Source organism: Aromatoleum toluvorans, from assembly GCF_012910905.1.
GTDB lineage: Bacteria > Pseudomonadota > Gammaproteobacteria > Burkholderiales > Rhodocyclaceae > Aromatoleum > Aromatoleum toluvorans.
This window is the reverse complement of sequence record NZ_WTVN01000013.1, coordinates 55,587-81,850: the sequence shown is the minus strand read 5'-3', so window position 1 is coordinate 81,850 and position 26,264 is coordinate 55,587. Positions and strand designations below refer to the sequence as shown.

Below are 26,264 nucleotides of genomic sequence, written 5' to 3'. Positions count from 1 at the left end.
TTTCCACGGCCAGCGCCTGGCGTTGACCATCGCGGTTCGGCTGCTTGCCACGCCTGCCGGGATGGATGAGGCCCGGGGGACCGGGCCTCCGAGGGCTACCGGACCGCGACCGGTGTCACTTCAAAAACGCAGTGCCGATGTTCGCCACTCTCCCCGGCGCATGAGAGCTCTCGGCAGCGCGCGCGCGTTGTCCGTCCCGCTTCGTCGGAAAGCCAATCCATCGCTCCGGCGAACCAGCCGGCAAACATGTAGCACATGCGGCCCTGCACCTGCGGCTGCGCCAGCACGAAGGCCGAATGTTCGAGGATGATGGTCGCCGAGGTATCTTCGGGGACGATGTCGCGAAAGCTGAACTGCCCCCAGCCGCGCTGCGACAGCCGTTTGAGGTAGTGCTCGAACACCGCCACCCCGCCCAGGCCATGGCGTGCAGCCTCCTTGCTGCACCAGTGATAGGCCGACTGGTAGCCGGCGGGGTAGAGCACGGCCTCGTACTGCCCTCGGCCAAGCGCCTTCTCCACCGCGAGATGGTTGTTGACGAAGAAATGGCGCGGCACGTACAGCATCGGCAGGCCATCGGTCGTCCAGACGCCGGTTTCCTGATCGACGTCGATGGGTACTTGCGGTTGCCGGTTCATGCCGCCCCCCAGACCTCGCCGAACACCCGCAGCCAGTTCGCCCCCAGCACCTTCTCGATGCGCGACGCCTTCCAGCCGGCGGCCTGCATCGCCTCGGTGAGATTCGGCATCTCGCCCAGCGTGCGCAGGCCTTCGGGGTTCTGGATGGTGCCGAACTCGGTCAGCTTCCGGTAGCGCCCCTTGTCGTGGGTGATCCAGTCGAAGAAGCCCTTGTCGTAGCCTTGGGTGAAATCCGTGCCGATGCCCACGCAATCCTCACCGACCAGATTGATCGTGTAATCGATCGCCTCAACGTAGTCCATCACGTTGGCGTGGATGCCCCGCCGCAGGAAGGGCGGGAACATGGTCACGCCGATGAAGCCGCCGCGATCGGCGATGAAGCGCAGCTCCTCGTCGCTCTTGTTGCGCGCATGCTCCTTGAGGCCGGCGGGCAGGCAGTGCGAATAGCACACCGGTTTGCTGGACGCGAGGATCGCTTCGCGGGAGGTATTTGCCCCCACGTGCGACAGATCTACCATGATGCCGACGCGGTTCATCTCGGCGATGAACTCGCGCCCGAAGCCGGAAAGCCCGCCGTCCCGCTCGTAGCAGCCGGTGCCCACCAGGTTCTGCGTGTTGTAGCAGAGCTGGATGATGCGCACGCCCATGTCGGCGAAGGCTTCGATATACCCCAGCTGGTCTTCGCAGGCGTGAGCGTTCTGGAAGCTTAGGATGATCCCGGTCTTGCCTTCGCGCTTGGCGCGGCGGACGTCCTCGACGTTGCGCACCTGGGTGACGAGGTCGGCGTTCTCCCGGATCAGCTTCTTCATGTCCGCGATGTTCGCCACCGTCTCCTGGAAACCTTCCCAGACCGAGACCGTGCAGCTCGCGGCGGTGAGGCCGCCCTTGCGCATGTCCTCGAAGAGCGGGCGATCCCATCTGGCGATGACCAGTCCGTCGATCACGATGCTGTTTTGGTGCAGCTCGTTCATTGCGTCTTTCCTCGTTGATGTCTTGTCGATGGAAGGATTGGCGGTGCTCAACGGGCCGCTTCGGTGGCTTCGCGCCCCAGGGCGACGCCGGCCTGCCGCGCGGTGTCGTCATGGGAGTGGGCGATTTCCTCCAGGGATTTGCCGCGGGTTTCCACGCCGAGGAGATAGACCATCAGGGCAGCGGCGAAGAAGCAGCCGGCACCGACGGTGAAGACGCCGCCCTGGCCCCAGGCGGGCAGTACGACGCCCACCAGATAGGGACCGAGCAGCGATCCCACCCGCCCGATGGCCGACGCAAATCCGGACCCCGTCGCGCGCGACCCGGTCGAGTAGAGCTCGGGGGTATAGGTGTAGAGCACCGCCCACATGCCGAAGAGGAAGAACTGCATCAGCAGGCCGGAGAGGATCAGCGGCGTTTCGCTGCCGACGTTGGCCGCGACCTGGCCGTAGAGGAACACGCCGCACGCACCACCCAGTAGGGCCGCGATGCAGGTCGGCTTGCGGCCCCATTTCTCGACGAGCCACGCCGCGGTGAGGAAGCCGGGGATGCCGCCAAGGGAGATCAGCACGGTGTACATCACCGACTTGGTGACGGCGAAACCCGCTTGCTGCAGCAGCGCGCCGAGCCAGGTCGTCAGGCCGTAGAAGCCGAGGAGCGCGAAGAACCACAGGCCCCAGACCATGATCGTGCTGGACCGATGCTCGGCCGACCACAGGGAGGCAAAACCGCGCCGGCCGCCCTGCTGTACGGCGGGCACTTCCACCGGCCGCGGCAGTTCGCGCAGCCCGAGGCTGGCCTTCACCTTGTTCTCCACCGCAGTCAGCACCCGCTCGGCTTCGTCGTGACGCCCGGCGTGCTCCAGCCAACGCGGCGACTCCGGCACGAAACGGCGCACGACCAGCAGGAACAGCGCGGGAATGGCCAGGACGACGAACACGGTGCGCCAGCTGGCGATGCTGAGGAAGTAGTAGGAAATGAGTCCGGCGGTAATGAAACCCAGCGGCCAGAAGCCGTCCATCAGGGCGATGTACTTGCCGCGCTGGCCGGCCGGGATGAATTCCGACAGCAGCGCCTGGGCCACCGGAAACTCCATGCCCATCCCGAAGCCCAGGATGACCCGGTAGAGAGTCAGGGTATCGGCATCGGCAGCGGTGGAGCACAGGTAACTGGCAACGCCCCAGATCACCATGCTGACCTGAAAGACCGGCTTGCGGCCGAACTTGTCCGCCAGCAGGCCGGAGAGCGCCGCACCCGCGGCCATGCCCACGAAGCTCGCACTGGCCAGCAGGCCGGCCTGCGCCGTGGTGAGGGCGAACTCCGCCTTCAGCGAACCGAGCACGAAGGTCATCATGCCGAGGTCGATGGAATCAAAGAAAAAAGCGCCGGCGATGATGATGAAGATCAGGCGGTGGTAGCCGCTGATGGGAAGGCGTTCCAGACGCGCCGCCGCCGTGTGGGCAGCAGTCGAACCAGACTGATGTCGCATGTTGTCTCCTCGGTTTTTTTGGGATCGCTCTCGGCGCCATGCGTACCGCACGCCGGAGCGCTTGCAGACTATCAGCGCGTCCCGAGGGCCATGAAATCGTTTCTTCTGATGAAGCTCATAAGACGCCGTTTGCCCCGCCGGCACTGGATTTCCGGCCATCGCCCCAGGTTTTTTTGCGCTACCATGCCGAGCCATGGACATCCGGCATCTGCGGACTTTCGTTACCGTCGCGCGCATGGGCAGCGTCACCAAGGCTGCCGAAGCGCTCCACATCACGCAGCCGGCGGTGAGCGGCCAGCTCAAGAGCCTCGAGGAGGCGCTGGAGCTGAAGTTGCTGTCGCGCACCACCTCTTCGGTCGCGCTCACCCAGGCCGGCCAGGACCTGTTGCTGCAGGCGGAGCGTGCGCTCGATGCCTTCGGCGATTTTCTCCACCACGCGAAGGCGCGCCGCGGCCAGGTCTCGGGCCAGCTGCGCATCGGCGTGGCGATGTACGATCCGGCGATGCTGCGCGTCGGGCCGCTGATGCGCCGGGTAACGCAGGACTATCCGGGTCTGCGCGTCGACATGCAGGTGGGACGGATCAGCTGGTTCCACGATGCCTTGCGCAGCTCGGAGATCGACGGCGCGATCTCGGTCTGCCGCAGCGCCATGCCGGGTATCGACGAGTTGGTGCTGCGCGACATGGTCTTCGAACTGGTGATCCCGAGTGCCTGGCACGATCGGCTGGATCCCGACCCGCTCGAGGCCCTGTCACGCTTGCCGTGGATCCGCATGAGCCCGCGCAGCGCCCACCACGCGATGATGCAGGAGATCCTCCAGACGTTGGGAATGCGTCCGGTGGAGACGGTCGAGGCCGACCACGAGGCGGTGATCCATGCCCTGGTGGCCGCCGAGGTGGGCATCGGCCTGCTGCGGAGCGACCTCGCGCAGGCGAGCGAGGAGGCCGGCACGATCCGGCGGCTGCCTGCCTACAATGCGGCGGCGCGGCTCTCGTTCATCTATCCGACCGAGCGCCGCAACGACCCGGCGATGGGTGCCCTGCTGAATACCCTGACGAAGATCTGGCGAGACTGACGCCTGCATAGAGTCGCCGGCGTATCCGGCATGGTGTGCGCCTCAACCGGGCCACGCCCTCAGGGGCTCCGTCTGCTCCATCAGCCAAGCGCGGAAGATCCTGATTCCCGTGGAATCGACCAGATCGCGACGGCAGACGAAGTAGTGCATCCGGTCGGGGGCGAGCCAGGTCTCGGCGACCGGTCGCACCAGTTGGCCCGCGTCCAGCTGGTGCTGCACGAGGTGACGCCAGGCCAGCCCGACACCGACTTCCTCATGCACCGCATCGAGCAGCATCGAAAAATGACTGAAGTTCATCGTCATTTTGTCCATCGATGCGCGGAGCCCGAACCGGCTCATCCAGAACGCCCAATCGACCGGCGCCCATAGCCTCGCCTTCCAGTGGCTCGCGTTGAGGTTGAGCAGCGGGACCGTCATCAACCCTTCCAGCGTCGAGATCTGGGGATTTTGTTCCAGAAAACCGGGCGTGCACACCGGGAATATTTCTTCCGAAAAGAGGTGCTCCGCCACGTATTGCGGATGCTCTTCGAGCCCGAGCGTCACCGCGGCATCGAAGCGCTCGTGATAGTCGGGGTTCCCGTCGGCACTGACCAGGAAGAGCTGCAGTTCGGGGTATTGCGCCCGCAGCCGTTTCAGCCGCGGCATCAGCCAGAGCTGGGCGAAGGCGGTCGTCGTGATGAGATTCAGGTCCTCATGGCGGTTGTGCCGCAGCAGGTCCCGCGAGGCCGTGGCGATGTGCTGCAGGGCGGACGAAGCTGCCAGATACAGCGAGTGTCCGGCGTCGGTGAGTTCGACTTTTCGGTTGCCGCGCAGGAACAGCTTCTGGCCGTAGAACGCTTCCAGGGTCTGGATCTGGCGGCTGATGGCCGCCTGTGTCACGCACAGCTCCTCCGCCGCCAGCTTGAAGCTGTCGTGGCGCGCGGCGGCCTCGAAGGCGCGCAAGGCGTTGAGCGGTGGAAGAAGATGCCGGGAGCTCGACATCCGTGTGTCCGGTGAAAGAGACTTTCCAGAGTTAAGCAAAAAGTAACTGAAAAAGCCAGATGGCAGTGCATTGGCGGTCGATCACTTAACAAAAACGCAAGTGAAACAACCCAAAAACTCGTTTGTCAGCAGTTTTCCACTCCTTGAAGATGAATCGCCCGTAACCATCAGAAAGGTGCAGCTGTGACAAGGAGATTCGAAAACAAGGTCGTCGTGATCACCGGAGGCGCCGGCGGCGTCGGACAGGCGCTGGTGCGCTTGTTCGCCGCGGAAGGCGCGCGGCTCATGATCTCGGACATCAACGCGGACGGCTGCAAGGCCGCCGCCGAGGAAGCCCGCGCGCTCGGCGCCGAGGCCGACTTCGTGGCCGGCAACCTGCGGGAGAAGGAGTACTGCGAGGCGGTCATCGCCCGTGCGGCGGAACGCTTCGGCGGCGTCGACATCCTGCTCAACAACGCCGGCATCATCCCGCGCGGGACGATCGAGGAAACCACGGACGACATGTGGTTCACCGCGATGGACGTGAACCTCAACGCGGTCTTCTTCATGTGCCGCGCTGCGATTCCGCACATGAAACGCCGCGGCGGCGGTGCCATCGTCAACACGTCCTCGGTCTGGGGTACCTATCCGGGGCCCGGGCACGTCGCCTACTGCACCAGCAAGGGCGCCGTCGCCGCGCTGACCGGCAACCTCGGCCGCGACTGCGCGCCGCTGGGCATTCGCGTCAATGCCGTCTGCCCGCACGAGATCAACACACCGATGATCCGCACCGGTTTCGCGCGCCGCGGGCTCGATCCCGATAAGGCGGTCGAGGAACTGAACAAGACCGTGCCGATCGGCCGCATCGCCGAACCCGAGGACATCGCGGACGTCATCGCCTTCCTCGCTTCCGATCAGGCGCGCTACATCGCCGGCACCTGCGTGGAAGTGACCGGTGCGAAGCCGGTTTCGGGTTGAGGAGAGGAACATGGATCTGCAAGACAAGGTTGCCGTCGTCACCGGCGGCGGACGCGGCATCGGGCGCGGCATCACGCAACGGTTGCTGGCGGCCGGCGCCAGGGTGCTCGTCGCCCAGCGCCAGCCGCTGGACGAAGTGCTGGGCGCAAATCCGAACGTCGCGTGGTTCAACGCCGACCTCGGCGAGGTGGAAGCGCCCTATGCCATCGCCCGGGCGGTCGAGGAGCGCTTCGGCGGTGCAGACATCCTGGTCAATAACGCCGGCTTCATGTTCGAGAAGTCGCTGGACGACATGACCGAGGCGGACTGGGATCGGATGATGGTGGTCAACATGCGCGCGCCGGTCTTCCTCGCGAAAGCGCTGTTGCCCCAGATGCGTCGTCGTGGCGGCGGCAGTATCGTGAATATCGGCTCGATCGAGGGCATCGGGTCGAACCCGTGGCATGCGGCGTATTGCGGCTCGAAGGCCGGCGTCCACGGCTTCACGCGTGCCCTGGCGGTCGATCTGGGGCGTGACGGCATCCGCTGCAACGCGATCGCGCCGGGCTGGATCAATTCGGACTTGAGCAACGACTACATCGAGGCCCAGCCCGACCCCGTCTCGGCTCGCGCCGGCCTGCTCAAGCTGCATCCGGTCGGCCGCACCGGCGAGCCGGATGATGTCGGCGCCGCGGTCGTATTCCTCGCCAGCGACGATGCCGCCTTCATCACCGGGCAGGTCATCGTCGTCGACGGCGGCCGTACGGCGAAGCTTCCGCTTCCCTTCTGATCGAGGCCAGGTGTCTCGCGGCCGGCAATGCCGGCCGCTTTTCGTTCACCGCCTGCTTCAGGCGGCCATGAGACGAGCGTCAGCACGTCCCATGCTGCCGTAGGTCGCCTCGCAGCGCGCGGCCAGCAGCGCCATCTCTGCGGAGGAGAGCGGTGAGCCCGAATGCTCGAAGTCATCGAACTCGTCGGCCATGAACACCTCGCGCCGTGCGCGCACCTGGCGCTGCACCGGCTCGCAGGTGCGCTCGTTGCTCGGCGGCAGGCCGTACAGTGCGTGGTAGCGCTTCGAGAAATGCGGCGCCGATGCAAAGCCGCAGGCATCCGCGACCTGGATGACGGTCATCGAGGTCTGCCGCAGGAGCTGGCGCGCGCGGTTCAAGCGGACATTCTGGTAATAGCGCGAAGGCGAACAACCGAGATGCTTGAGGAAGAGGCGCTCGACCTGGCGGCGCGACACGTTCGCCGTTTCCGCGAGATCCTCGAGTTCGAGCGGCTCCTCGATGTTGGCTTCCATCAGCGCGACCAGTTCGAGCAGCTTCGGCTGCGAGGTCCCGAGCACGTGCCGCAGCGGTACGCGCTGCTGTTCCTGCGCGCTACGGATGCGGTCGCAGGTCACCATCTCCGAGATCGCCGTCATCAGTTCGGGTCCGTGCTGCTGCCCCACGAGGTGCAGCATCATGTCCAGCGCAGCCGTGCCGCCCGCCGCCGACAGCCGCTTCGCTTCCAGCGCGAACAGGCGGTTCGTCACGAGCACCTTGGGGAAAGCCTCCTGCAGTGCGGGAATGAGTTCCCAATGAATGCTCGCGCGGTAACCGTCGATCAGGCCGGCCTGGGCCAGCGCCCACGCGCCGGTGGCAATGCCGCCGATCATGCACCCGCGGCGTGCGGCGGCCTGCAGGAAGCTCAGATGCGATTTGCGGATCGCCTGCTGGGGGGCGAGGCCCCCGCATACGATCACGATGTCCAGGTCCTGCGCGTCTTCCATCGCTGCGTCCACCATCACCCGCTGCCCGTCGCTCGCGCGCACCGGCTCGCCCGTCTCGCTGAGCGTGAGCCACTGATAGTGCTCCTGCCCACTCAACTGGTTGGCCATGCGCAGCGGTTCGATCGCGGCCGAATGCGCGATCAGCGTGAAATTGCCGAGCAGCAGAAAACCAATCCTCACCGGTGGGGCGCCGTTCACCTTGAAAGTCACATCCCCTCTCTTCGCTTCCGAACTCATGATGTCTCCTCCAACTGCACTGACTCGCGGTTCCGGGCAGCGTGAACTCTCGCTATTTACGTCGGCCACCCGGCTGCGTCATCTCCACTCGTCGTCGTTTCGGTGTTCTCCGCATGAATGCGATTCATGCTGCTACCCCGGGATTTGCGAACCAGATGACGCAAGAGATTGCGGAAACAATGGTATTGAGCTGTATAGTGGGTGTGAAGTAGAGCAAATTTCATGTGAGACATAACCCAGCTTTATGGCAGAAGATTCGGTCGGTCCGCGGCTGCACGCCTTGCTGGTCTTCGAGACCGTGGCACGTCACGGCAGCTTCACGCGCGCGGCAGCTTCGCTGGGCATCAGCCAGCCGGCGGTGAGCCACACGATCTGCGGGCTCGAGGAGAGCTTGGGCGTCGTGCTGTTCGAACGACTGCACCGGGGGGTGCGCCTGAGCGACGCGGGACGCTACCTCTACGAGCAGGTCAATCTAGGCTTGGGCGTGATCGACCAGGGCGTGCGTGAGGTGCGCAAGTTCAGCGCTTCGGATCAGGTCACGCTCTCCGCCTCGACCGCGACCGCGACCTTGTGGTTGTTGCCCCGGATGGCGCAGTTCAAGCAGGCCAACCCGCAGATCGAAATCCGCTGCATCACCGCGGACACCGACGTCGATCTCAGCGCCGACGGCATCGACCTGGCGATCACATTGGGGCGGGGGGAGTGGTCACGCTACGCGCGTTGGCGGATGTTCGACGAGGATGTCTTCCCCGTCTGCAGCCCCGGGTACGCGCAGATGCTCGGTGGGAATCCGACGCCGCAGTCGCTGAGTACGGCCACGCTGCTGCATTTCGAGGAGCGTTACCGGCCGCGTATCGACTGGGCGGACTGGCTCGGCAAGTTCGGCGTGAGTGTCCCCCGCAGCGGGGCACAGCTGCGCTTCACGGACTATTCGGTGGTCCTGCACGCGGCGATGGAGGGGCAGGGCATGGCACTGGGGTGGCGGCACATCGTCACGCCCTTGCTGGAGCAGGGGCGTCTGGTGCGCCCCCTCGCGGAACATGTGCTGACCGGCCATCCGATCTACATCATCGCGTCGCCCAACCGGGCCCTGCGTCCCTCGGCGGTGATCCTGCGCGACTGGCTGCTGGCGGAGTCGCGCGGCGACCGGGCCGAGTGAGCCCCCGCTGATCAGGCCGGCACGGCCTGGACGACGCGATCAGTGCGCCGGCACGGCGGGCCGTAGGCGATCGCGGTGAGCCGCATCTCGAAGAACACGTCGCCGTCGATCTCGTTGGTGACGCTGTTCTCGTCCGTTTCGAAGTCGATATGCACCGAGGCTGCCCCCGCTTCCCGTGCCTGGGTCGCGGCTTCGTCCGCGGCGAGCGTGCGGGCGTATTCGACGGCTTCGGCAAGCTGCGGGAAGTCCTTCGGCCCATCGGGCGCGAAGACCCGGAAAGTCCCCCGCATCGGCTGCGTGATCGTCAGATGCACCCGCTGCGAGACCTCGCCCAGCACCGCGCCGACGGCATTCGCGACTTCGGCGAAGCGGGGCATGTAGAGGCCGGTGCGCAGTCCGCGCGCGACCTCGGGGTAGTAGCTCGCGGCGGGACCACCGACGGCGACGACGGGCGCGTCGCTTGCGAACTGGACCGAGAACAAGGAGGGCTTGGACGGATCGCGGCGCTGTTCCATGACCATTTCGGTGAGCAGCCGCGAGAGCTTGTCCGCCTGGGCCGCGGCGAGCCGGTTCTGTTCGTGCAGTCCCGCCTCGATCAGCTTCTGGCTGATGCCGTCGACCACGAGATCGAAGACCTCGCGCGACGGACCTTCGGCGTCGCCGTCGGGCCACGTGCCGCACCCGTACAGGCGGCGCATCTGGCGCGCCCAGATCCGCGCGCCCAGCTCGGCGGCACGGGTGGACCAGTGGCTGGAGATGCCGAGCACGTGGGCCGCGTCGGTGGGCGTGAAGCCGCTGTAGATCACCAGTCCCTTGCGTTCGAGGCGGGCGAGGGCGCGCGCGAGCCGGCGGTCTTCCGCGGTGGCGTATTCCATGTCCACCGGTTTGGCGGAGACGCGTTCCCAGGCCTGCCGTTCGTCGTCGGGCAGGCGCGCCAGCAGCGCCTCGTCGTGCTGCAGGCGCAGCGCGAAGCGCAGTTGGCTGCTGTGGGGCGCCGAGTTCGCCTGACGCTCGAGGACAGGCAGCACTTCGGGATGTTCGGCCGCGAGCAGGCTGAGCGGTACGACGCGGCGCGGGCCGATCGAGATCCCTTCGCCGCCGCTGAAGCGCACTTCGCTGTCGCCGCCGAGGCCGATCGAGTACACGCGCACCGCCTCGACCATCGGCTGCCATCCGCCGATCAGGGCGCCGTCGAAGCTCAGTTCCGGCCGCCCGTTGCGAACGACCGCGATGTCGGTGGTCGTGCCGCCCATGTCCGCGACGATCGCGTCGCGCAGTCCGCTCAGCGCGCAGGCGCCCAGCACGCTCGCCGCGGGGCCGGACAGCACGGTGCCCACGGGGCGCTGCAGCGCCGACTGCGCGTTGATCAGCGAGCCGTCGCCCTTGACGATCATCAGCGGGGCGTCGATGCCGCGCGCGGACAGGATGGCCTCGACCGACTCGATGAGGCGCTGGACGTGGGTGATCATGCGCGCATTGAGCGCCACCGTCGCCGCGCGCCGCGGTGCGCCCAGCGAGGACGCGAGTTCGTGCCCGCAGGTCGCCGGCTTGCGCGAGAGCTCCTGCACGATTTCGCGCACCCGCACTTCGTGGCGCGGGTTGCGCACGCTGAAGGTGGCCGAGATCGCAAAGGCCGAGACCTTGTCGCGCCAGTTCAGGATCGCCTTGCGCACGGCCTCTTCATCGAGCGGCGCGGCTTCGGCGCCGCCGGCATCGTGCCCGCCGGCGACGGTGACGATGGCCTCGGGGCCGAGCAGCTCCGCGAGCCCGCTGTTCTGCACCTGGCGCTCGTCGTAGCCGATCAGCAGCGCGCAGACGGGCGAACCCTTGCCCTCGACGACCGAGTTCGTCGTCAGCGTCGTCGACAGGGAGACGAGCGAGACGTCGGAGAGGGATTCGGGCGGCAGGCTGTCGATCGCGCGCGCAATGCCGACGGTCAGGTCGTAGCGCGTCGTCAGCTGTTTGGCGGCGGCGATCACTTCACGATGCTCGTCGACGAGCACCGCGTCGGTGAATGTGCCGCCCGTATCGATACCCAGCATCAAGCCCATTTTGTCCCTCCGTCAGGTTCCGTTTTCCGCGCACTTGGCCGTCGTGCGGCTGGTCTTGCGACCGCGTGCATACAAGGCCCTCACAAGGCCGATGAAACTCAGGCCGAGCCACAACACCTGGGTGATGACGGCAGCGAGGTTGAAGTCGTACATCAGCGAGAACAGCAGGCAGGCAGGGCTGAGGATGTTCAGCCCGAGATAGCGAAGGTCGTCGTGCCGGAGGCGGCCGACCTGCAGGCCGGCATACGCGACCAGACAGGCGATCACACCGATGAGTCCAACAAAATCCGAGGGGGTCATGTGAGTCTGGGGAGAGTTGATGGGGGCAGGTGCTCCGAAGGCGGCATGGGCCATGGAGCTAGTTGTCTTTGGTGTCAGCCCACGAGGCGTGAGCTCCGCCGCGGTGTCTCCGTACAGCATCGGCAGATTGATCCATGCGCAATTTAGTCTTCTTTCCGACATTCGCTTGTCTGGTTACGACAACTTCGGGTCGTGCGGCGACAGCCCCGTTATTGCAGATGGTCGGGGTCACGCAGGACGAATCCGGCTGCACAAGCCTGTCGCGATTGGACATGAGCGGGTCGTTGAGACGCCTGCCAGTTGCGGGGGCTACGCCTAACCTGTGCCGCATCGGGTCCGCTGGGCTCGGCACCCGCAACGACCTGAAGGAGAAGACGACATGGCGGAACAGTTCGACGACGAGGATTTCGATCTGGCGGCATTGCCCGATGACGAACTCATCGAGCAGGTGCACGACGATCTCTACAACGGCCTGCGCGACGAGATCGTGGAGGCGACCAACATCCTGCTGTCGCGCGGCTGGAGCGCGAGCCGGGTGCTCGACGAGGCGCTGGTCGAAGGCATGCGCATCGTCGGCGTGGATTTCCGCGACGGCATCCTGTTCGTGCCGGAAGTCTTGATGGCGGCCAACGCGATGAAGGGCGGCATGGAGATCATCCGCCCGCTGCTCGCGGACACCGGTGCGGAGACGGTGGGCAAGATCGTGATCGGCACGGTCAAGGGCGACATCCACGACATCGGCAAGAACCTGGTGGCGATGATGATGGAAGGGGCCGGCTTCGAGGTCATCGACATCGGCATCAACATCCCGGTCGAGACTTACATCGAGGAACTCGAGAAGCACAAGCCGGACATCCTGGGCATGTCGGCGCTGCTGACGACGACGATGCCGTACATGAAGGTCGTGATCGACACGCTGAAGGAAAAGGGCCTGCGCGACGACTACATCGTGCTGGTGGGCGGCGCGCCGCTGAACGAAGCCTTCGGCAAGGCCGTCGGGGCGGACGCCTACTGCCGCGACGCGGGTGTCGCGGTCGAGACCGCGAAGGCGCTGATCCAGCAGCGACGCGCCGCCTGACGCAGCGCTTCACAACGACAAGAACCTCACACCGAGGTGCCGGTGGCCGGCACCCGCAATCCACAAAGGATGGAAACATGACCGACACCGTAATCAGCTCGCACAAGAAGGAAGTCGTCATCGGCTTCGAGCGCCCCTTCGTCGTGATCGGCGAGCGCATCAACCCGACCGGCCGCAAGCTGCTCGCCGCCGAGATGGCCGCCGGCGACTTCTCCCGCGTGATCTCCGACGTCCAGGCACAGCTCGAGGCCGGCGCGCACATGCTCGACGTGAATGCCGGTATCCCGCTCGCGGACGAGCCGGCGATCCTCGCCGAGACCGTCAAGCTGGTGCAGTCGCTCACCGACGTGCCGCTGTCGATCGACTCGTCCATCGTCGCGGCGCTCGAGGCCGGCCTCTCGGTGTACAAGGGCAAGGCGCTGGTGAACTCGGTGACGGGCGAGGAAGACCGCCTGGAATCGGTGCTGCCGCTGGTGAAGAAGTACGGCGCCGCGGTGGTCGCGATCAGCAACGACGAGACCGGCATCTCGCAGGACCCCAACGTGCGCTTCGAGATCGCCCGCAAGATCGTGAACCGCGCGGCGGACTACGGCATCCCCGCCTGCGACGTCGTCGTCGATCCGCTCGTGATGCCGATCGGCGCCGTATCGACCTCGGGCCGCCAGGTGTTCGAGCTGTGCCACCGGTTGCAGAAGGAGCTGAAGGTGAACACCACCTGCGGTGCCTCCAACGTCAGCTTCGGCCTGCCCAACCGCAACGGCGTCAATGCCGCGTTCATGAGCATGGCGATCGCCTCGGGCATGACCTCGGCGATCACCAACCCGCTGCATACCGAGATCATGACCGCGATCATGGGCGCCGACGTGCTGATGGGCCACGACCAGGACTGCATGCGCTGGATCCGCAAGTTCCGCGAAGTGCCGCCGGCGGGCGAGGGCGGCGAAGCGCGCGGCCGCCGCGAAACGCGTCGTCGTCGCGTGGAAGCCTGATTAGCAGGCTAGCAAGCTGGTCAGACCATCTCTCCCTCCCCTTCAAGGGGAGGGCCGGGGTGGGGATGGGTTCAGCAGGCACGTAAGAAACCCATCCCCCTCCTGTCCTCCCCCTTGAAGGGGGAGGAACCTTCTAAAAAATAGACCCAATCCCCAGGAGACCCCCGTGACCCAGGACGCCCTCGTCGTCTTCACCCCCTCCGGACGGCGCGGCCGCTTCCCGCTCGGCACGCCTGTCCTGCAGGCCGCACGCGCGCTCGGCGTCGACATCGACTCGGTATGCGGCGGACGCGGCATCTGCGGCCGCTGCCAGGTCGTCCTGACCGAAGGCGAATTCGCCAAACACGGCGTGAACTCCTGTGCGAGCAATCTCAGCGCGCGCAGCGACAACGAGCAAACCTGGGAGAAGACCCACGGCGCGATGAGCCCCGGACGGCGCCTGAGCTGCTCCACGACCGTGCTCGGCGACGTCGTGATCGACGTGCCCGCCGACAGCCAGGTGCATCGCCAGATTGTGCGCAAGCGCGCCGAAGTGCGCGACATCGAGCTCGACCCGGCAGTACGGCTGTATTACGTCGAAGTGCAGCAGCCGGACATGCACGTGCCGTCGTCCGACCTGCGCCGACTCAAGGAAGCGCTCGATTTCGACTGGCGGCTGACGAACCTGCAGGCCGACATTCGGGTCGTGCAGGAGCTGCAGTCTGCGTTGCGTCGGGGCGAATGGAAGGTGACCGTCGCGGTGGTCGATTCCGAGCGCATCATCGCGGTGTGGCCGGGCCTGCGCGAGAAGGTTTATGGCATGGCCGTGGACGTCGGCTCAACGACCATTGCCGCGCACCTGTGCGACCTGCAGACGGGTGAGGTCGTCGCCTCCGCGGGCAAGATGAACCCGCAGATCCGCTTCGGCGAGGACCTGATGAGCCGGGTCTCGTACGTGATGATGAAGCCGGGCGGCGACGGCGAGATGACGCGCGAGGTGCGCGCGGCGCTCAACGGGCTGGCGGCCGAACTCGCGGAGGAAGCCGGAATCGCCGTCGTCGACATCCTCGAAGCGACCTTCGTCGGCAACCCGATCATGCACCACCTGTTGTTCGGGATTAATCCGGTCGAACTCGGCGGCGCGCCGTTCGCACTCGCCACCGACGAGGCCGTCACGGGCCTGTGGGCGACCGAGATCGACCTGCACATCCACCCCAACGCCCGCATCTACGCGCTGCCCTGCATCGCCGGGCACGTCGGCGCGGATACCGCGGGCGCGATCCTGTCCGAGACGCCTTATCTCACCGACGCGATGACGCTGATCGTCGATATCGGCACGAACGCCGAGATCGTCCTCGGCAACCGTGCCCGCCTGCTCGCCGCGTCCAGCCCCACCGGCCCGGCGTTCGAAGGCGCCCAGATCAGCTGCGGCCAGCGCGCGGCGCCGGGCGCGATCGAGCGGGTGCGCATCGATCCGGTGACGCTCGAGCCGCGTTTCCGGGTGATCGGCAGCGAATTGTGGTCGGACGAGGCGGGCTTCGCCGACGCGACGGCCGCGACCGGCATCACCGGGATCTGCGGCTCGGGCATCGTCGAGATTATCGCCGAAATGTACCTCGCGGGTATCATCGACCAGGACGGTGTGATCGACGGAGCGCTCGCGGAACGCAACGCGCGGATCCGGCCGAACGGGCGCACCTTCGGGTACACGCTGTACGAGACCGATGAGCGCACGCTGCAGATCACGCAGAACGACGTGCGCGCAATCCAGCTCGCGAAGGCCGCACTGTATGCCGGCGTGCGCCTGCTGATGGACAAGCTAGGTATCGCGCAGGTCGAGCGCATCAGCCTCGCCGGCGCGTTCGGCAGCCACATCGACGTCAAGTACGCGATGATCCTGGGCCTGATCCCCGACTGTCCGCTCGAGCACGTCGCGGCGGTCGGCAACTCCGCGGGGACGGGCGCGCGCATCGCGCTGCTGAACCGCGGTCGGCGCGAGGAGATCGAAACCATCGTGCGCCGTGTCGACAAGATCGAGACCGCCGTCGAGCCGAGCTTCCAGCAGTATTTCGTCGATGCGATGGCGATCCCGCACAAGACCGACCCGTTCCCGAACCTGCGCGCGGTCGTGCCGTTGCCGGAGAGCAAGGCAGGGGAGCGCGTGGCGCAGGGTGGTCGGTCGCGGCGCGGACGGCGCGAGCGGCCGCTTGTGGAAGGAGGCGAGACTTCGAGCCCATCCACAACCACTCTCCCTGCGTGATCATCGATCGCGACAAGCGCATCGTCTTCCGAGGGTATGCTTGCAGCGGTATGAAGAGTGATCGAATTGACGTGTTGATCGGCGAAGCGCTGGCGGCCCACGGCCTCATCGTGCGCGGCGGCCTGAACTTCGGACGCGACGAGCATGCGCCGCCGGGCCCCTCGGGGCGCGCGGCGCGCGCGGTCGTGCTGGTGGGGCAGGCCGGTGCATCGGCCTGGCCGTATTTCCGCGCGTGGCGCGACAGCCAGCCGGTAGACCTGCGCGATCCGCTCGACACCTGGTCGCGCGAAGTGATCGGCGGCGTTGCCGCGCAGTTCGGGGCCCGGGCCGTTTCCCCGTCGGACCGGCCTTTCGTGCCCTTCCAGCAATGGGCGATGCGCGCGGAGGGCCTGCGCCCGTCGCCGCTCGGCATCCTCATGCACCCGCGCTACGGCCTGTGGCACGCCTATCGCGGCGCGCTGTTGTTCGACACCGAGATCGACATCGCCACGGGCGGGGAGGGCGTCCATCTGTGCGACGCCTGTGTCGACAAGCCCTGCCTGAAATCCTGCCCGGTCGGGGCCTATTCAGGCACCGGCTTCGACTACGCCGGTTGCCGCAGCCACCTGCACGCTGGCGCCGGCGAGCACTGCATGAGCGTCGGTTGCCTCGACCGTCGCGCCTGCCCGCATGGTGCGGCGTATCGCTATCCGCCTGACATGCAGGTGTTCCACATGAAGGCGTTTGCCGCGTGACGGACCCGTTCGCAATCTGAATGGTCCTGGGCGCAGCAAACGCGCCCGCCGTTTCCCTTGCCGTTCCCGACGCCGCCTGGTGCCTCCACCCGCGGCGTTTTTTCCGTCTGTCGCTATTTCGCAAGCTGTCGCACCCAGCAGTCCAAATTGAGCAAGTGCGTGACGGATACAGGCAAAAGGTCCTCCGACAGAATTCCTAACATCTCCTCCCAAGAGGCCGCCATTCCGATGCGGCACAAGGCTTCCACGATAGCCAACAAACCAGAGGAGACGTTACGCATGTTTGCAATGACCGACCATATCGCCGATTTCGACGACGAACTGAAGGCGGCGATGGATGCCGAGTTCGAGCGCCAGGAGTCGCACATCGAGCTGATCGCATCCGAGAACTACACCAGCCCGCGCGTGCTCGAGGCGCAGGGCAGCGTGCTGACGAACAAGTACGCCGAAGGCTATCCCGCGAAGCGTTACTACGGCGGCTGCGAGCATGTCGACGTCGTCGAGCAGCTCGCAATCGATCGCGCCAAGCTGCTGTTCGGCGCCGACTTCGCAAATGTTCAGCCGCACTCGGGTTCGCAGGCGAACGCCGCAGTCTACATGGCGCTGCTCGAGCCGCACGACACCGTGCTGGGCATGAGCCTCGCGCACGGCGGCCACCTGACGCACGGCGCCAAGGTCAACTTCTCCGGCAAGATCTACAACGCGGTCCAATACGGCCTGAACGAGGCCACCGGCGAGATCGACTATGACCAGGTCGAAGCGCTGGCGCGCGAGCACAAGCCGAAGATGATTGTCGCGGGCTTCTCCGCCTATTCCCGCGTGGTCGACTGGAAGCGCTTCCGCGAGATTGCCGACTCCGTGGGCGCCTATCTCTTCGTCGACATGGCCCACGTCGCGGGTCTCGTCGCGGCCGGCCTGTACCCCAACCCCATCCCCTTTGCCGACGTCGTCACGACGACCACCCACAAGACCCTGCGCGGCCCGCGCGGCGGCCTGATCCTCGCGCGCCGCAACGCGGACCTCGAGAAGAAGCTCAACGCCGTCGTCTTCCCCGGCATCCAGGGCGGCCCGCTGATGCACGTGATCGCCGCCAAGGCCGTCGCGCTGAAGGAAGCGCTGCAGCCCGAGTTCCGCGCCTACCAGCAGCAGGTGCTGAAGAACGCCCGCGCGATGGCCGGCGTGTTCATGGAGCGCGGCTACAAGATCGTCTCCGGCGGCACCGACGACCACCTGTTCCTCGTCGATCTCGTCGCCAAGGGCCTCACCGGCAAGCAGGCCGACGCGGCGCTGGGTTCGGCCCACATCACCGTCAACAAGAACGCCGTGCCGAACGACCCGCAGTCGCCCTTCGTCACCAGCGGCATCCGCATCGGCACGCCCGCGATCACGACGCGCGGCCTGAAGGAAGCCGAGGCGAAGGAACTCACGAACTGGATCTGCGATGTGCTCGACAACATCGACGACCAGTCCGTGAGCGCCGCGGTGCGCGAGAAGGTCTCGGCCTTGTGCGCGCGCTTCCCGGTCTACCCGGCCAGCCGCTGAACGACCGACGGAGCGACACGTCATGGCGATCAGCGTATTCGAGATGTTCAAGGTCGGCATCGGCCCGTCCAGTTCCCACACCGTGGGTCCCATGCGTGCCGCTCTGACCTTTGCCGCCGGGCTCAAGGACGCGGGGCTGCTGCCGCGCGTGCGCCGCGTGCGCGCCGAGCTGTACGGCTCGCTCGGCGCCACCGGCAAGGGCCACGGCAGCGACAAGGCCGTGCTGCTGGGCCTGGAAGGCGAGGCGCCGGATCTCATCGACCCGGACACCATCGACAGCCGTCTCGCGGCGATCCGCGAGAACAAGCGCCTGTCGCTGCTGGGCCTGCACGCGGTGCCCTACGAGGAAAAGACCGACCTCGTCTTCCTGCGCCGGCAGACGCTGCCCTACCACCCGAACGGCATGCGCATCACGGCCTTCGGCGAGGGAGACTGTGAGCTTTCGAGCAAGGTGTACTACTCGGTCGGCGGCGGCTTCGTCGTCAATGAGGAGGCCGCCGGCGCGGACCGCATCGTCGAGGACAGCACCGAGCTGCCTTACCCCTTCCACAGCGCCGACCAGCTGCTGACGCAGTGCGCGGTGAACGAGCTCTCGATCAGCCAGCTGATGCTGGAGAACGAGAAGGCGTGGCGCAGCGAGGCCGAGACGCGCAACGGGCTGCTGCACATCTGGAAGGTGATGCAGGCCTGCGTGCGGCGCGGTTGCGAGATCGAAGGCACGCTGCCCGGCGGCATGAAGGTGAAGCGCCGTGCGGCGGCGATGTTCCGCAAGCTGTCGAGTGCACCGGAAGCGTCGCTGCGCGATCCGCTCACGACGATGGACTGGGTGAACCTGTACGCGCTGGCGGTGAACGAGGAAAACGCCGCGGGCGGGCGCATCGTCACGGCGCCGACCAACGGCGCGGCCGGGATCATCCCCGCGGTGCTGCACTACTACTACCGCTTCATCCCCGGCGCGACCGAGGACGGCGTCGTGCGCTTCCTCGCCACGGCGGCCGCCATCGGCATCCTGTTCAAGGAGAACGCGTCGATCTCGGGCGCCGAAGTCGGCTGCCAGGGCGAAGTCGGCGTCGCGTGCTCGATGGCCGCGGGCGCGCTGACCGAAGTCATGGGCGGCACGCCCGAGCAGGTCGAGAACGCGGCCGAGATCGGGATGGAGCACAACCTGGGCCTCACCTGCGATCCGGTCGGCGGCCTCGTGCAGGTGCCGTGCATCGAGCGCAACGCGATGGGCTCGATCAAGGCGATCAACGCCGCGCGCATGGCGCTGCGCGGCGACGGCAAGCACTTCGTGTCCCTCGACAAGGTGATCAAGACCATGCGCGACACCGGTCGCGACATGAAGGACAAGTACAAGGAAACCTCGCGCGGCGGGCTCGCCGTGAATGTCATCGAATGCTGATCGATGGCTGACTTCGACGGCGAAAACCACACTTCAAGGAGATAGAGTCATGCAGCACTATTCCGGCTTCGGGCTCGTCAAGCACGCGCTCAGTTACCACGAAAACTGGCAGCGCGCCTGGCGCAACCCGACCCCCAAGAAGAAGTACGACATCGTGATCGTCGGCGGCGGCGGTCATGGCCTGGCGACCGCCTACTACCTCGCCAAGGAACACGGCATCACCAACGTGGCCGTGGTCGAGAAGGGCTGGCTGGGCGGCGGCAACACCGCGCGCAACACCACCATCGTGCGCTCCAACTACCTGTGGGACGAGGCCGCGTGGCTCTACGAGCACGCGATGAAGCTGTGGGAAGGCCTGTCGCAGGACCTCAACTACAACGTGATGTATTCCCAGCGCGGCGTCATGAACCTGGGCCACACGCTGCAAGACATGCGCGACATCCACCGCCGCGTGAACGCCAACCGCCTCAACGGCATCGACGGCGAGGTGCTGGACGTGAATCAGATCCAGGAAATCGTGCCGATCATGGATCTGTCGCGCAACACGCGCTACCCGGTGCTGGGCGCCTCCTGGCAGCCGCGCGGCGGCGTCGCACGCCATGACGCGGTGGCCTGGGGCTTCGCCCGCGGTGCCGACTCGCGCGGCGTGGATATGCTGCAGCAGACCGAAGTCACCGGTATCCGAAAAAATGGCAACAAGGTCGTCGGCGTCGAGACCAACCGCGGCTTCATCGCGGCCGACACCGTGGGCGTCGTCACCGCAGGCAATTCGGGCGTGCTCGCCAACATGGCCGGTTTCAAGCTGCCGGTCGAATCGCACCCGCTGCAGGCGCTCGTATCCGAGCCGATGAAGCCCATCCTCGACACCGTCGTGATGTCGAACAAGGTGCACGGCTACGTCAGCCAGTCGGACAAGGGCGACCTCGTGATCGGCGCCGGCATCGACGGCTACAACGGCTACGGCCAGCGCGGCAGCTACTCGACCATCGAGCACACGCTGCAGGCCATCGTCGAGATGTTCCCGATCTTCTCCCGCGTGCGCATGAACCGCCAGTGGGGCGGCATCGTCGATACCTGCCCGGACGCCTGCCCGATCATCTCGGCGACGCCCGTCGGCGGCCTGTTCTTCAACTGCGGCTGGGGTACCGGCGGCTTCAAGGCGACGCCCGGTTCGGGGAACGTGTTCGCAGCGACGCTCGCGGCCGGCAAGGCGCATCCGCTCGCGGCACCTTTCTCCATCGACCGCTTCATCTCCGGAAAACTCATCGACGAGCACGGCGCCGCGGGCGTCGCGCACTGACAGGAGCAGACAACATGCTTCACATCTACTGCCCGCACTGCGCGGAATACCGCGAGGAAGAAGAATTCCGCCCGAAGGGCGAGGCGCACATCGCGCGCCCGGTCGAGCCGGAAGCCACCAGCGACGAGGACTGGGGCAACTACCTGTTCTTCCGCAAGAACCCGCGCGGCCTGCACCACGAGCTGTGGTACCACGCCGCCGGCTGCCGCAAGTTCTTCAACATCACGCGTGACACCGTGAGCTACCAGATTCACGAAACCTACAAGGTCGGCCAGCAGCCGTCCGTCACCAAACAGGCTTCTTCCAGCAAGGGGGCGGCAAAATGAGCCAACAGAACCGACTCGGCACCGGAGGCCGCATCGACCGCAGCCGCCCGCTGCGCTTCACCTTCAACGGCGTCGAACTCCAGGGCTTCGCCGGCGACACGCTCGCATCCGCGCTGCTCGCCAACGCCGTCGATGTCGTCAATCGCAGCTTCAAATACTCCCGCCCGCGCGGCATCGTCGCCGCCGGCGCCGAGGAGCCGAATGCGGTCGTGCAGCTCGGCGCGAGCGAAGCGGCCCAGGTGCCGAACGTGCGCGCGACGCAGCAGGCGCTGTACGGCGGCCTGGTCGCCGCGAGCACCAACGGCTGGCCGAACGTCGACAAGGACCTGATGGGCGTGATCGGCAGCGTCGGCGGCAAGTTCATGCCCCCGGGCTTCTACTACAAGACCTTCATGGCGCCCGCGTCGATGTGGCCGAAGTACGAGAAGTACATCCGCAAGGCCGCCGGCCTCGGCCGCACGCCGAAGGAGAAGGATCCGGACATCTACGATCACATCAACCGTCACTGTGACGTGTTGGTGATCGGCGCCGGCCCCGCGGGCCTCGCCGCCGCGCTGGCGGCAGGCCGCAGCGGTGCGCGCGTGATCCTGTGCGACGAACAGGAAGAGATGGGCGGTTCGCTCCTCGATTCCCGCGAGCTGATCGACGGCCGCCCGGCCTCCGCGTGGGTCGCCTCGGTGCTCGCCGAGCTTGCGACCATGCCCGAAGTGCTGCTGCTGCCGCGCACCACCGCGAACGGATACCACGACCACAACTTCGTGACGCTGCACGAGCGCCGCACCGAGCATCTCGCCGACCTCGCGCCGAGCATCAACGGCCGCCGCCAGGTGCGCGCCCGGATGCACCGCGTGCGCGCCGGCGAAGTGATCCTCGCGACCGGCACGCACGAGCGTCCGCTGGTGTTCTCGCACAACGACGTGCCGGGCAACATGGTGGCCGGCGCGGTGTCGACCTACATCCGCCGCTACGCCGTCGTCCCGGGCCGCCGCCTCGTGCTGTCGACCTCCAACGACCACGCCTACCGCGCCGCGCTCGACTGGCACGACGCCGGCCGCGAAGTGGTCGCGATCGTCGATGCGCGCGAGCATCCGGACGGCGACCTCGTCAATGAGGCGCGTTCGCGCAACATCCGCATCATCCCCGGTTCTGCGGTGATCGAGGCGAACGGCAAGAAGCGCGTCAGCGGCGCGCAGGTCGCCCGCATCGACATCGGCGGTTTCAAGGTCGCCGGCCGCGTCGAGACGCTGTCCTGCGACACCATCGCGAGCTCGGGCGGCTACAGCCCGGTCGTGCATCTGGCCGCACACACCGGCGCGCGCCCCGAGTGGCGTGACGACATCCTCGGCTTCGTCCCCGGCAAGGTGCCGGGCATGACCCCGGTGGGTGGTGTGCAGGGCAAGGGCGCGATTGCCGAGGCGCTCGCCGACGGCGCCGCCGCGGGTGTTGCAGCGGCGCAGCGCACCGGCTTCCAGGTCGAAGCGCCCGCGCTGCCCAAGGTCGCTAAGGTCCGCGAGGGCAGGGCGGTGGCGCTGTATCAGGTGCCGCACGTGAAGCCCGCGATGCGCGCCCCGAAGCAGTTCGTCGATCCGCAGAACGACGTCACCGCCGCCGGCATCGAGCTCGCGACCCGCGAAGGCTTCGAGTCGATCGAGCACGTCAAGCGTTACACCGGCATGGGCTTCGGCACCGACCAGGGCAAGCTCGGCAACATCAACGGCATGGCGATCGCCGCGCGCTGCCTGAAGCAGACGATCCCGCAGACCGGCACCACCGTGTTCCGCCCGAACTACACGCCGATCACCTTCGGCGCGATCACCGGTCGCCACTGCCGCGAGTTCTTCGACCCGCGCCGCTACACCGCGCTGCACGCGTGGCACGTCGAGCACGGAGCCAAGTTCGAGGAAGTCGGCCAGTGGATGCGCCCGTGGTACTTCCCGCGCGGCAACGAGACGATGCACGAGGCCGTGCAGCGCGAATGCCGCGCCGTGCGCGAATCGGTCGGCATCCTCGACGCCTCGACGCTGGGCAAGATCGAGATCCAGGGCAAGGACGCGCGCGAGTTCCTCAACCGCTTGTACACCAACGCCTGGACCAAGCTCGACGTGGGCAAATGCCGCTACGGCCTCATGTGCAAGGACGACGGCATGGTGATGGACGACGGCGTGACCGCGTGCATCGGCGACAACCACTTCCACATGACGACCACCACCGGCGGCGCCGCGGCAGTGCTCGACTGGATGGAGCTGTGGCACCAGACCGAGTGGCCCGAGCTGGAGGTGTACTTCAACTCCGTGACCGACCACTGGGCGGCGATGGCGATCAACGGCCCGAACGCGCGCAAGCTGCTCGCCGAGCTCACCGACGACATCGACCTGTCGCGCGACAACTTCAAGTTCATGGACATGCGCGAAGGCACGGTCGCCGGCGTTCCCGCCCGCGTCTACCGCATCTCCTTCACGGGCGAGCTCTCGTACGAGATCAACGTGCAGGCCAACCACGCGATGCACGTGTGGAAGGCGCTGTTCGAGAAGGGCGAGAAGTACAGCCTCACCCCGTACGGCACCGAGACCATGCACGTGCTGCGCGCGGAGAAGGGCTTCATCATCGTCGGCCAGGAAACCGACGGCTCGATGACGCCGGAAGACCTCGGCATGCAGTGGTGCGTCGGCTACAAGAAGCCGTTCTCGTGGATCGGTCGCCGCGCGCTGACGCGCCCGGACACGAAGCGCGACGACCGCAAGCAGCTCGTCGGCCTGAAACCGCTCGACCCGAAGCTGGTGCTGGACGAGGGCGCGCAGATCGTGCTCGAGAAGGAGATCACGATTCCGATGCCGATGGTCGGGCATGTCACGTCGAGCTACTACAGCCCGAACCTGGGCCACTCGTTCGCGCTCGCGGTCGTCAAGGGTGGAGCCAAGCGCATGGGGCAAACCGTTTATCTGCCGATGGCCGACGGCCGGGTGCATGCGGCCGAGGTCGTGAGCCCGGTCTTCTACGACGCCGATGGAGCACGTCAAAATGTCTGAGATTGCACAAATGGATCTGAACCCGCGCGGCGCGGTGAAGTCGGAATCGCCGCTGGCGATGGCGCGTGTGAACGTCGCACTCGCGTCGTCGGCCCGTGACGCCGGCGTCGTAGTCCGCGAGAAACCTTTCCTCGGCCACCTCGTGCTGCGCGGCAACGCCCAGGACGAAGCCTTCCGCGGCGGCGTCGAGCGCGTGCTGGGCCTCGCGCTGCCGCTCGCACTGGGGCCGGTCGCCCGCGACGAGTCGCGCGGCGTCAGCATCCAGTGGATGTCGCCGGACGAGTGGCTGATCGTCGTACCGGCCGGCCTCGAGTTCGAAGCCGAGGCCGCGCTGCGGCGCGAGCTCTCCGGGCACTACGCGGTGATGAACACGAGCGGTGGCCAGACCGTGCTCGAGCTCACCGGTCCCAAGGTGCGCGAGCTGCTGATGAAGTGCACGCCCTACGACGTGCATCCGCGCGCCTTCCCGGTCGGGAAGGGCATCTCCAGCGTGTTCGCGAAGGGCTCGGCCGTCATCCGCCGCGTCGATGAAGAGCGCTGGGAACTCGTGATCCGTCGCAGCTTCGCGGACTACCTGTACAGCTGGATCCTCGACGCCGCCGAGGAGTTCGGCGTGTTCGTCGCGCCCGCGGAACCCGCCGGTTCGGCCGAACGTCGTATAGTTCGCGAGGTGGCGGTGGAGGGGCACTGACGGGATCGCGCCGCCGGCATGACATCCGACCGGGATGTCGCCGGCGGCGCTGCCGTTCCCGCCCCGTGAGGATGGATATCGCGGAGAGGAGTCCCGGGGAATGCCCGATGATGCGAAGGTGCTGGTGGTCGACGACGACCCTGTGACCCGCACCTGCCTGGCGGAATATTTCGCCGCAGAGAATTACGCGAAGTGCTCGTCGCCGGCACTGCTGAAGAGGCAGGCCGGCTCGCGGCGATCGGGGACGTCGACCTTGGTCAGCAACTTCGCGAGTCTCTTTCCGGCCCAACTACTGCCGGTCACCCGTCCGGCGTAGCCGCCGTTCAAGCGACGGCTCCGCTCTGACACCTGCCGGACAGCCGATGCAAACTTGTCGGCCCTTGCTGTCGGTCAGAAGGCGCCGATTGAGCGGCAGCAGTGCACACAGCTTGCTGCCGTCCGATTGCCCCATCAGTTTAGCCGCTCATGCCTTTCTCACAGGAACGCCCGCGCTAACAACGAACCGTTCAACTGCTTCAGAGCAGGCAAGGCCAAAACGCCATAAGGTGAAGATGGTGCTGTATGTGTCATATGGCTCAAGTATGATGTTTGAGCCAACCGGGAACACCTTTTCGTGCTCAACTATATGCATTTCGAGCATGGCCTCCTCCTGAAGCCCCTGACCTGGCTCTGTGAGAACGAGCTCTGTTCCGGTTTGAAGGCCTCGCAAGACCATCTTGCTGGAAATCCATTTGGCGACTAATTGATCATCATCATTCGCATCCAGATTGGATACGACGCCCAGTCGGTGTACAAGACAAGTTCTAAGCTTGTTTAGCGAAAGAACGTGCTCAGTAAAGTTGGGTTTGACCCCGTACTTCTTTTCCAACTCCTGAAGTTTGGCCGGGAAGTGCAATTTGTGATGGCGCTGTGGGGCAACCCGTACAATTTCATCTAAATCAGCGGTGGTTGCCTTACCTTTTTCTGCTATTTGAATAGCGAAGCAGAACGATAAGCATCGCCCCAGAAATTGATCCGTCGCTTCAATTGAGTCACGTAGAAAGCATGTGTTTAACCAACCTACGGCTTTAGATCTAGCCTGCTCGTGGGGAAGGGCGGCCCCATGGGCGGGGCTAAAATTATGAAAGCCCTGTGGCTCGCATTCTTCCTCGGAAACCTTGGCAGCGCCAGCTAAGAGCAAGGTCACAATGTCCAACTGGTGCTGAATTGCGCGCAGGAAGTGCCCTCGCGAACTGTCAAAGTTCAGGTCGATGGTTAACTTTTCTTCGCTCATGGAAGGGCCTGCCGGGACGCTTCACCGCACGGGAAAGTCATATCATTTTGCCGGTCCG

Annotated in this window: 23 protein-coding genes; 15 read left to right on the top strand and 8 right to left on the bottom strand. The window is 66.1% G+C overall.

Translation table 11 applies throughout. The features are described from left to right. Positions 1–95: 95 nt before the first annotated feature. Genes GPA22_RS10480 through GPA22_RS10470 form a run of 3 tightly spaced genes read right to left on the bottom strand, consistent with a single transcriptional unit; the run spans position 96 to position 3,093 of the window. The gene (locus tag GPA22_RS10480; protein ID WP_169256017.1) at positions 96–635 is read right to left on the bottom strand and encodes a DUF5943 domain-containing protein; all 540 of its coding nucleotides are present in this window, start codon (positions 633–635) and stop codon (positions 96–98) included. Further along, positions 632–1,606 (bottom strand): dipeptidase, encoded by a 975-nt coding sequence (locus tag GPA22_RS10475; protein WP_169256016.1) that lies wholly within the window; start codon positions 1,604–1,606, stop codon positions 632–634. The genes GPA22_RS10480 and GPA22_RS10475 overlap by 4 nt, the downstream gene beginning before the upstream one ends. A 47-nt stretch (positions 1,607–1,653) precedes the next feature. Then, positions 1,654–3,093 carry an MFS transporter gene (locus tag GPA22_RS10470; RefSeq protein ID WP_169256015.1) on the bottom strand — a complete coding sequence of 480 codons (1,440 nt, stop codon included), beginning with the start codon at positions 3,091–3,093 and terminating at the stop codon, positions 1,654–1,656. A 193-nt stretch (positions 3,094–3,286) separates the two neighbouring features. On the opposite strand from GPA22_RS10470, the gene GPA22_RS10465 reads away from it, so the two are divergent. Beyond that, positions 3,287–4,168, top strand: a complete 882-nt coding sequence (locus tag GPA22_RS10465; RefSeq protein ID WP_169256014.1) for a LysR family transcriptional regulator — start codon at positions 3,287–3,289, stop codon at positions 4,166–4,168. A gap of 42 nt (positions 4,169–4,210) precedes the next feature. Here the strand turns inward: GPA22_RS10465 and GPA22_RS10460 are convergent, their stop codons facing one another. Continuing rightward, positions 4,211–5,149, bottom strand: coding sequence for a LysR substrate-binding domain-containing protein (locus GPA22_RS10460; RefSeq protein WP_169256013.1), 939 nt, complete (start codon positions 5,147–5,149; stop codon positions 4,211–4,213). A 183-nt stretch (positions 5,150–5,332) separates the two neighbouring features. Between GPA22_RS10460 and GPA22_RS10455 the strand changes: the two genes are divergently transcribed. Together GPA22_RS10455 and GPA22_RS10450 are read left to right on the top strand one after the other, a co-directional pair. After that, a complete protein-coding gene (locus GPA22_RS10455) occupies positions 5,333–6,106 on the top strand; it encodes a glucose 1-dehydrogenase (protein WP_169256012.1) in 774 nt (257 codons plus the stop codon). 10 nt (positions 6,107–6,116) lie between these two features. Next, positions 6,117–6,875, top strand: a complete 759-nt coding sequence (locus GPA22_RS10450) for an SDR family NAD(P)-dependent oxidoreductase (RefSeq protein WP_169256011.1) — start codon at positions 6,117–6,119, stop codon at positions 6,873–6,875. Between the two features lie 57 nt (positions 6,876–6,932). Here the strand turns inward: GPA22_RS10450 and gbdR are convergent, their stop codons facing one another. Next, complete coding sequence (gbdR, locus tag GPA22_RS10445; RefSeq protein ID WP_169256010.1) at positions 6,933–8,096, bottom strand: choline metabolism transcriptional regulator GbdR; 1,164 nt, start codon at positions 8,094–8,096, stop codon at positions 6,933–6,935. Between the two features lie 244 nt (positions 8,097–8,340). Between gbdR and GPA22_RS10440 the strand changes: the two genes are divergently transcribed. Next, the gene (locus GPA22_RS10440; protein WP_169256009.1) at positions 8,341–9,255 is read left to right on the top strand and encodes a LysR substrate-binding domain-containing protein; all 915 of its coding nucleotides are present in this window, start codon (positions 8,341–8,343) and stop codon (positions 9,253–9,255) included. A gap of 11 nt (positions 9,256–9,266) precedes the next feature. Here GPA22_RS10440 and GPA22_RS10435 read toward each other — a convergent pair whose 3' ends face one another. Both GPA22_RS10435 and GPA22_RS10430 read right to left on the bottom strand, forming a co-directional pair. Continuing rightward, positions 9,267–11,306, bottom strand: a complete 2,040-nt coding sequence (locus GPA22_RS10435) for a hydantoinase/oxoprolinase N-terminal domain-containing protein (RefSeq protein ID WP_169256008.1) — start codon at positions 11,304–11,306, stop codon at positions 9,267–9,269. Between the two features lie 12 nt (positions 11,307–11,318). Further along, entirely contained in the window at positions 11,319–11,606 is a 288-nt protein-coding gene (locus GPA22_RS10430) for a CBU_0592 family membrane protein (RefSeq protein ID WP_169256007.1), read from the bottom strand. A gap of 379 nt (positions 11,607–11,985) precedes the next feature. Between GPA22_RS10430 and GPA22_RS10425 the strand changes: the two genes are divergently transcribed. The 11 genes from GPA22_RS10425 to GPA22_RS10375 all read left to right on the top strand — a co-directional run bounded on the left by GPA22_RS10425 (position 11,986) and on the right by GPA22_RS10375 (position 25,249). Then, the gene (locus GPA22_RS10425) at positions 11,986–12,684 is read left to right on the top strand and encodes a corrinoid protein (RefSeq protein WP_169256006.1); all 699 of its coding nucleotides are present in this window, start codon (positions 11,986–11,988) and stop codon (positions 12,682–12,684) included. Between the two features lie 77 nt (positions 12,685–12,761). After that, positions 12,762–13,673 carry a methyltetrahydrofolate cobalamin methyltransferase gene (locus GPA22_RS10420; RefSeq protein ID WP_169256005.1) on the top strand — a complete coding sequence of 304 codons (912 nt, stop codon included), beginning with the start codon at positions 12,762–12,764 and terminating at the stop codon, positions 13,671–13,673. A 166-nt stretch (positions 13,674–13,839) separates the two neighbouring features. Next, positions 13,840–15,912 (top strand): ASKHA domain-containing protein, encoded by a 2,073-nt coding sequence (locus tag GPA22_RS10415; protein ID WP_169256004.1) that lies wholly within the window; start codon positions 13,840–13,842, stop codon positions 15,910–15,912. A gap of 71 nt (positions 15,913–15,983) precedes the next feature. Further along, positions 15,984–16,646 carry a hypothetical protein gene (locus tag GPA22_RS10410; protein ID WP_343036010.1) on the top strand — a complete coding sequence of 221 codons (663 nt, stop codon included), beginning with the start codon at positions 15,984–15,986 and terminating at the stop codon, positions 16,644–16,646. Positions 16,647–16,925: 279 nt separating this feature from the next. Beyond that, a complete protein-coding gene (gene glyA, locus GPA22_RS10405; protein ID WP_169256002.1) occupies positions 16,926–18,188 on the top strand; it encodes a serine hydroxymethyltransferase in 1,263 nt (420 codons plus the stop codon). Positions 18,189–18,210: 22 nt separating this feature from the next. Beyond that, positions 18,211–19,590 carry an L-serine ammonia-lyase gene (locus tag GPA22_RS10400; RefSeq protein ID WP_169256001.1) on the top strand — a complete coding sequence of 460 codons (1,380 nt, stop codon included), beginning with the start codon at positions 18,211–18,213 and terminating at the stop codon, positions 19,588–19,590. Between the two features lie 49 nt (positions 19,591–19,639). Next, a complete protein-coding gene (locus GPA22_RS10395; RefSeq protein ID WP_169256000.1) occupies positions 19,640–20,890 on the top strand; it encodes a sarcosine oxidase subunit beta family protein in 1,251 nt (416 codons plus the stop codon). A 14-nt stretch (positions 20,891–20,904) separates the two neighbouring features. Next, positions 20,905–21,216 (top strand): sarcosine oxidase subunit delta, encoded by a 312-nt coding sequence (locus GPA22_RS10390; protein WP_169255999.1) that lies wholly within the window; start codon positions 20,905–20,907, stop codon positions 21,214–21,216. Next, complete coding sequence (locus GPA22_RS10385; RefSeq protein WP_169255998.1) at positions 21,213–24,242, top strand: sarcosine oxidase subunit alpha family protein; 3,030 nt, start codon at positions 21,213–21,215, stop codon at positions 24,240–24,242. The genes GPA22_RS10390 and GPA22_RS10385 overlap by 4 nt, the downstream gene beginning before the upstream one ends. After that, positions 24,235–24,933: a sarcosine oxidase subunit gamma gene (locus GPA22_RS10380; RefSeq protein WP_246264246.1), complete on the top strand. Its 699-nt coding sequence runs from the start codon at positions 24,235–24,237 to the stop codon at positions 24,931–24,933. The genes GPA22_RS10385 and GPA22_RS10380 overlap by 8 nt, the downstream gene beginning before the upstream one ends. A 100-nt stretch (positions 24,934–25,033) precedes the next feature. Next, entirely contained in the window at positions 25,034–25,249 is a 216-nt protein-coding gene (locus GPA22_RS10375) for a response regulator (protein WP_169255996.1), read from the top strand. A gap of 147 nt (positions 25,250–25,396) precedes the next feature. Here GPA22_RS10375 and GPA22_RS10370 read toward each other — a convergent pair whose 3' ends face one another. After that, positions 25,397–26,206, bottom strand: a complete 810-nt coding sequence (locus GPA22_RS10370; RefSeq protein ID WP_169255995.1) for a hypothetical protein — start codon at positions 26,204–26,206, stop codon at positions 25,397–25,399. Positions 26,207–26,264 lie beyond the last annotated feature (58 nt).

Coding starts and splice junctions, on each gene's coding strand:
- glyA (WP_169256002.1), top strand. CDS start 16,926: ATGTTTGCAATGACCGACCATATCGCCGATTTCGACGACGAACTGAAG.
- GPA22_RS10440 (WP_169256009.1), top strand. CDS start 8,341: ATGGCAGAAGATTCGGTCGGTCCGCGGCTGCACGCCTTGCTGGTCTTC.
- GPA22_RS10375 (WP_169255996.1), top strand. CDS start 25,034: ATGCCCGATGATGCGAAGGTGCTGGTGGTCGACGACGACCCTGTGACC.
- gbdR (WP_169256010.1), bottom strand. CDS start 8,096: ATGAGTTCGGAAGCGAAGAGAGGGGATGTGACTTTCAAGGTGAACGGC.
- GPA22_RS10450 (WP_169256011.1), top strand. CDS start 6,117: ATGGATCTGCAAGACAAGGTTGCCGTCGTCACCGGCGGCGGACGCGGC.
- GPA22_RS10385 (WP_169255998.1), top strand. CDS start 21,213: ATGAGCCAACAGAACCGACTCGGCACCGGAGGCCGCATCGACCGCAGC.
- GPA22_RS10465 (WP_169256014.1), top strand. CDS start 3,287: ATGGACATCCGGCATCTGCGGACTTTCGTTACCGTCGCGCGCATGGGC.
- GPA22_RS10480 (WP_169256017.1), bottom strand. CDS start 635: ATGAACCGGCAACCGCAAGTACCCATCGACGTCGATCAGGAAACCGGC.
- GPA22_RS10435 (WP_169256008.1), bottom strand. CDS start 11,306: ATGGGCTTGATGCTGGGTATCGATACGGGCGGCACATTCACCGACGCG.
- GPA22_RS10470 (WP_169256015.1), bottom strand. CDS start 3,093: ATGCGACATCAGTCTGGTTCGACTGCTGCCCACACGGCGGCGGCGCGT.
- GPA22_RS10395 (WP_169256000.1), top strand. CDS start 19,640: ATGCAGCACTATTCCGGCTTCGGGCTCGTCAAGCACGCGCTCAGTTAC.
- GPA22_RS10400 (WP_169256001.1), top strand. CDS start 18,211: ATGGCGATCAGCGTATTCGAGATGTTCAAGGTCGGCATCGGCCCGTCC.
- GPA22_RS10420 (WP_169256005.1), top strand. CDS start 12,762: ATGACCGACACCGTAATCAGCTCGCACAAGAAGGAAGTCGTCATCGGC.
- GPA22_RS10460 (WP_169256013.1), bottom strand. CDS start 5,149: ATGTCGAGCTCCCGGCATCTTCTTCCACCGCTCAACGCCTTGCGCGCC.
- GPA22_RS10390 (WP_169255999.1), top strand. CDS start 20,905: ATGCTTCACATCTACTGCCCGCACTGCGCGGAATACCGCGAGGAAGAA.
- GPA22_RS10430 (WP_169256007.1), bottom strand. CDS start 11,606: ATGACCCCCTCGGATTTTGTTGGACTCATCGGTGTGATCGCCTGTCTG.
- GPA22_RS10425 (WP_169256006.1), top strand. CDS start 11,986: ATGGCGGAACAGTTCGACGACGAGGATTTCGATCTGGCGGCATTGCCC.
- GPA22_RS10380 (WP_246264246.1), top strand. CDS start 24,235: ATGTCTGAGATTGCACAAATGGATCTGAACCCGCGCGGCGCGGTGAAG.
- GPA22_RS10370 (WP_169255995.1), bottom strand. CDS start 26,206: ATGAGCGAAGAAAAGTTAACCATCGACCTGAACTTTGACAGTTCGCGA.
- GPA22_RS10475 (WP_169256016.1), bottom strand. CDS start 1,606: ATGAACGAGCTGCACCAAAACAGCATCGTGATCGACGGACTGGTCATC.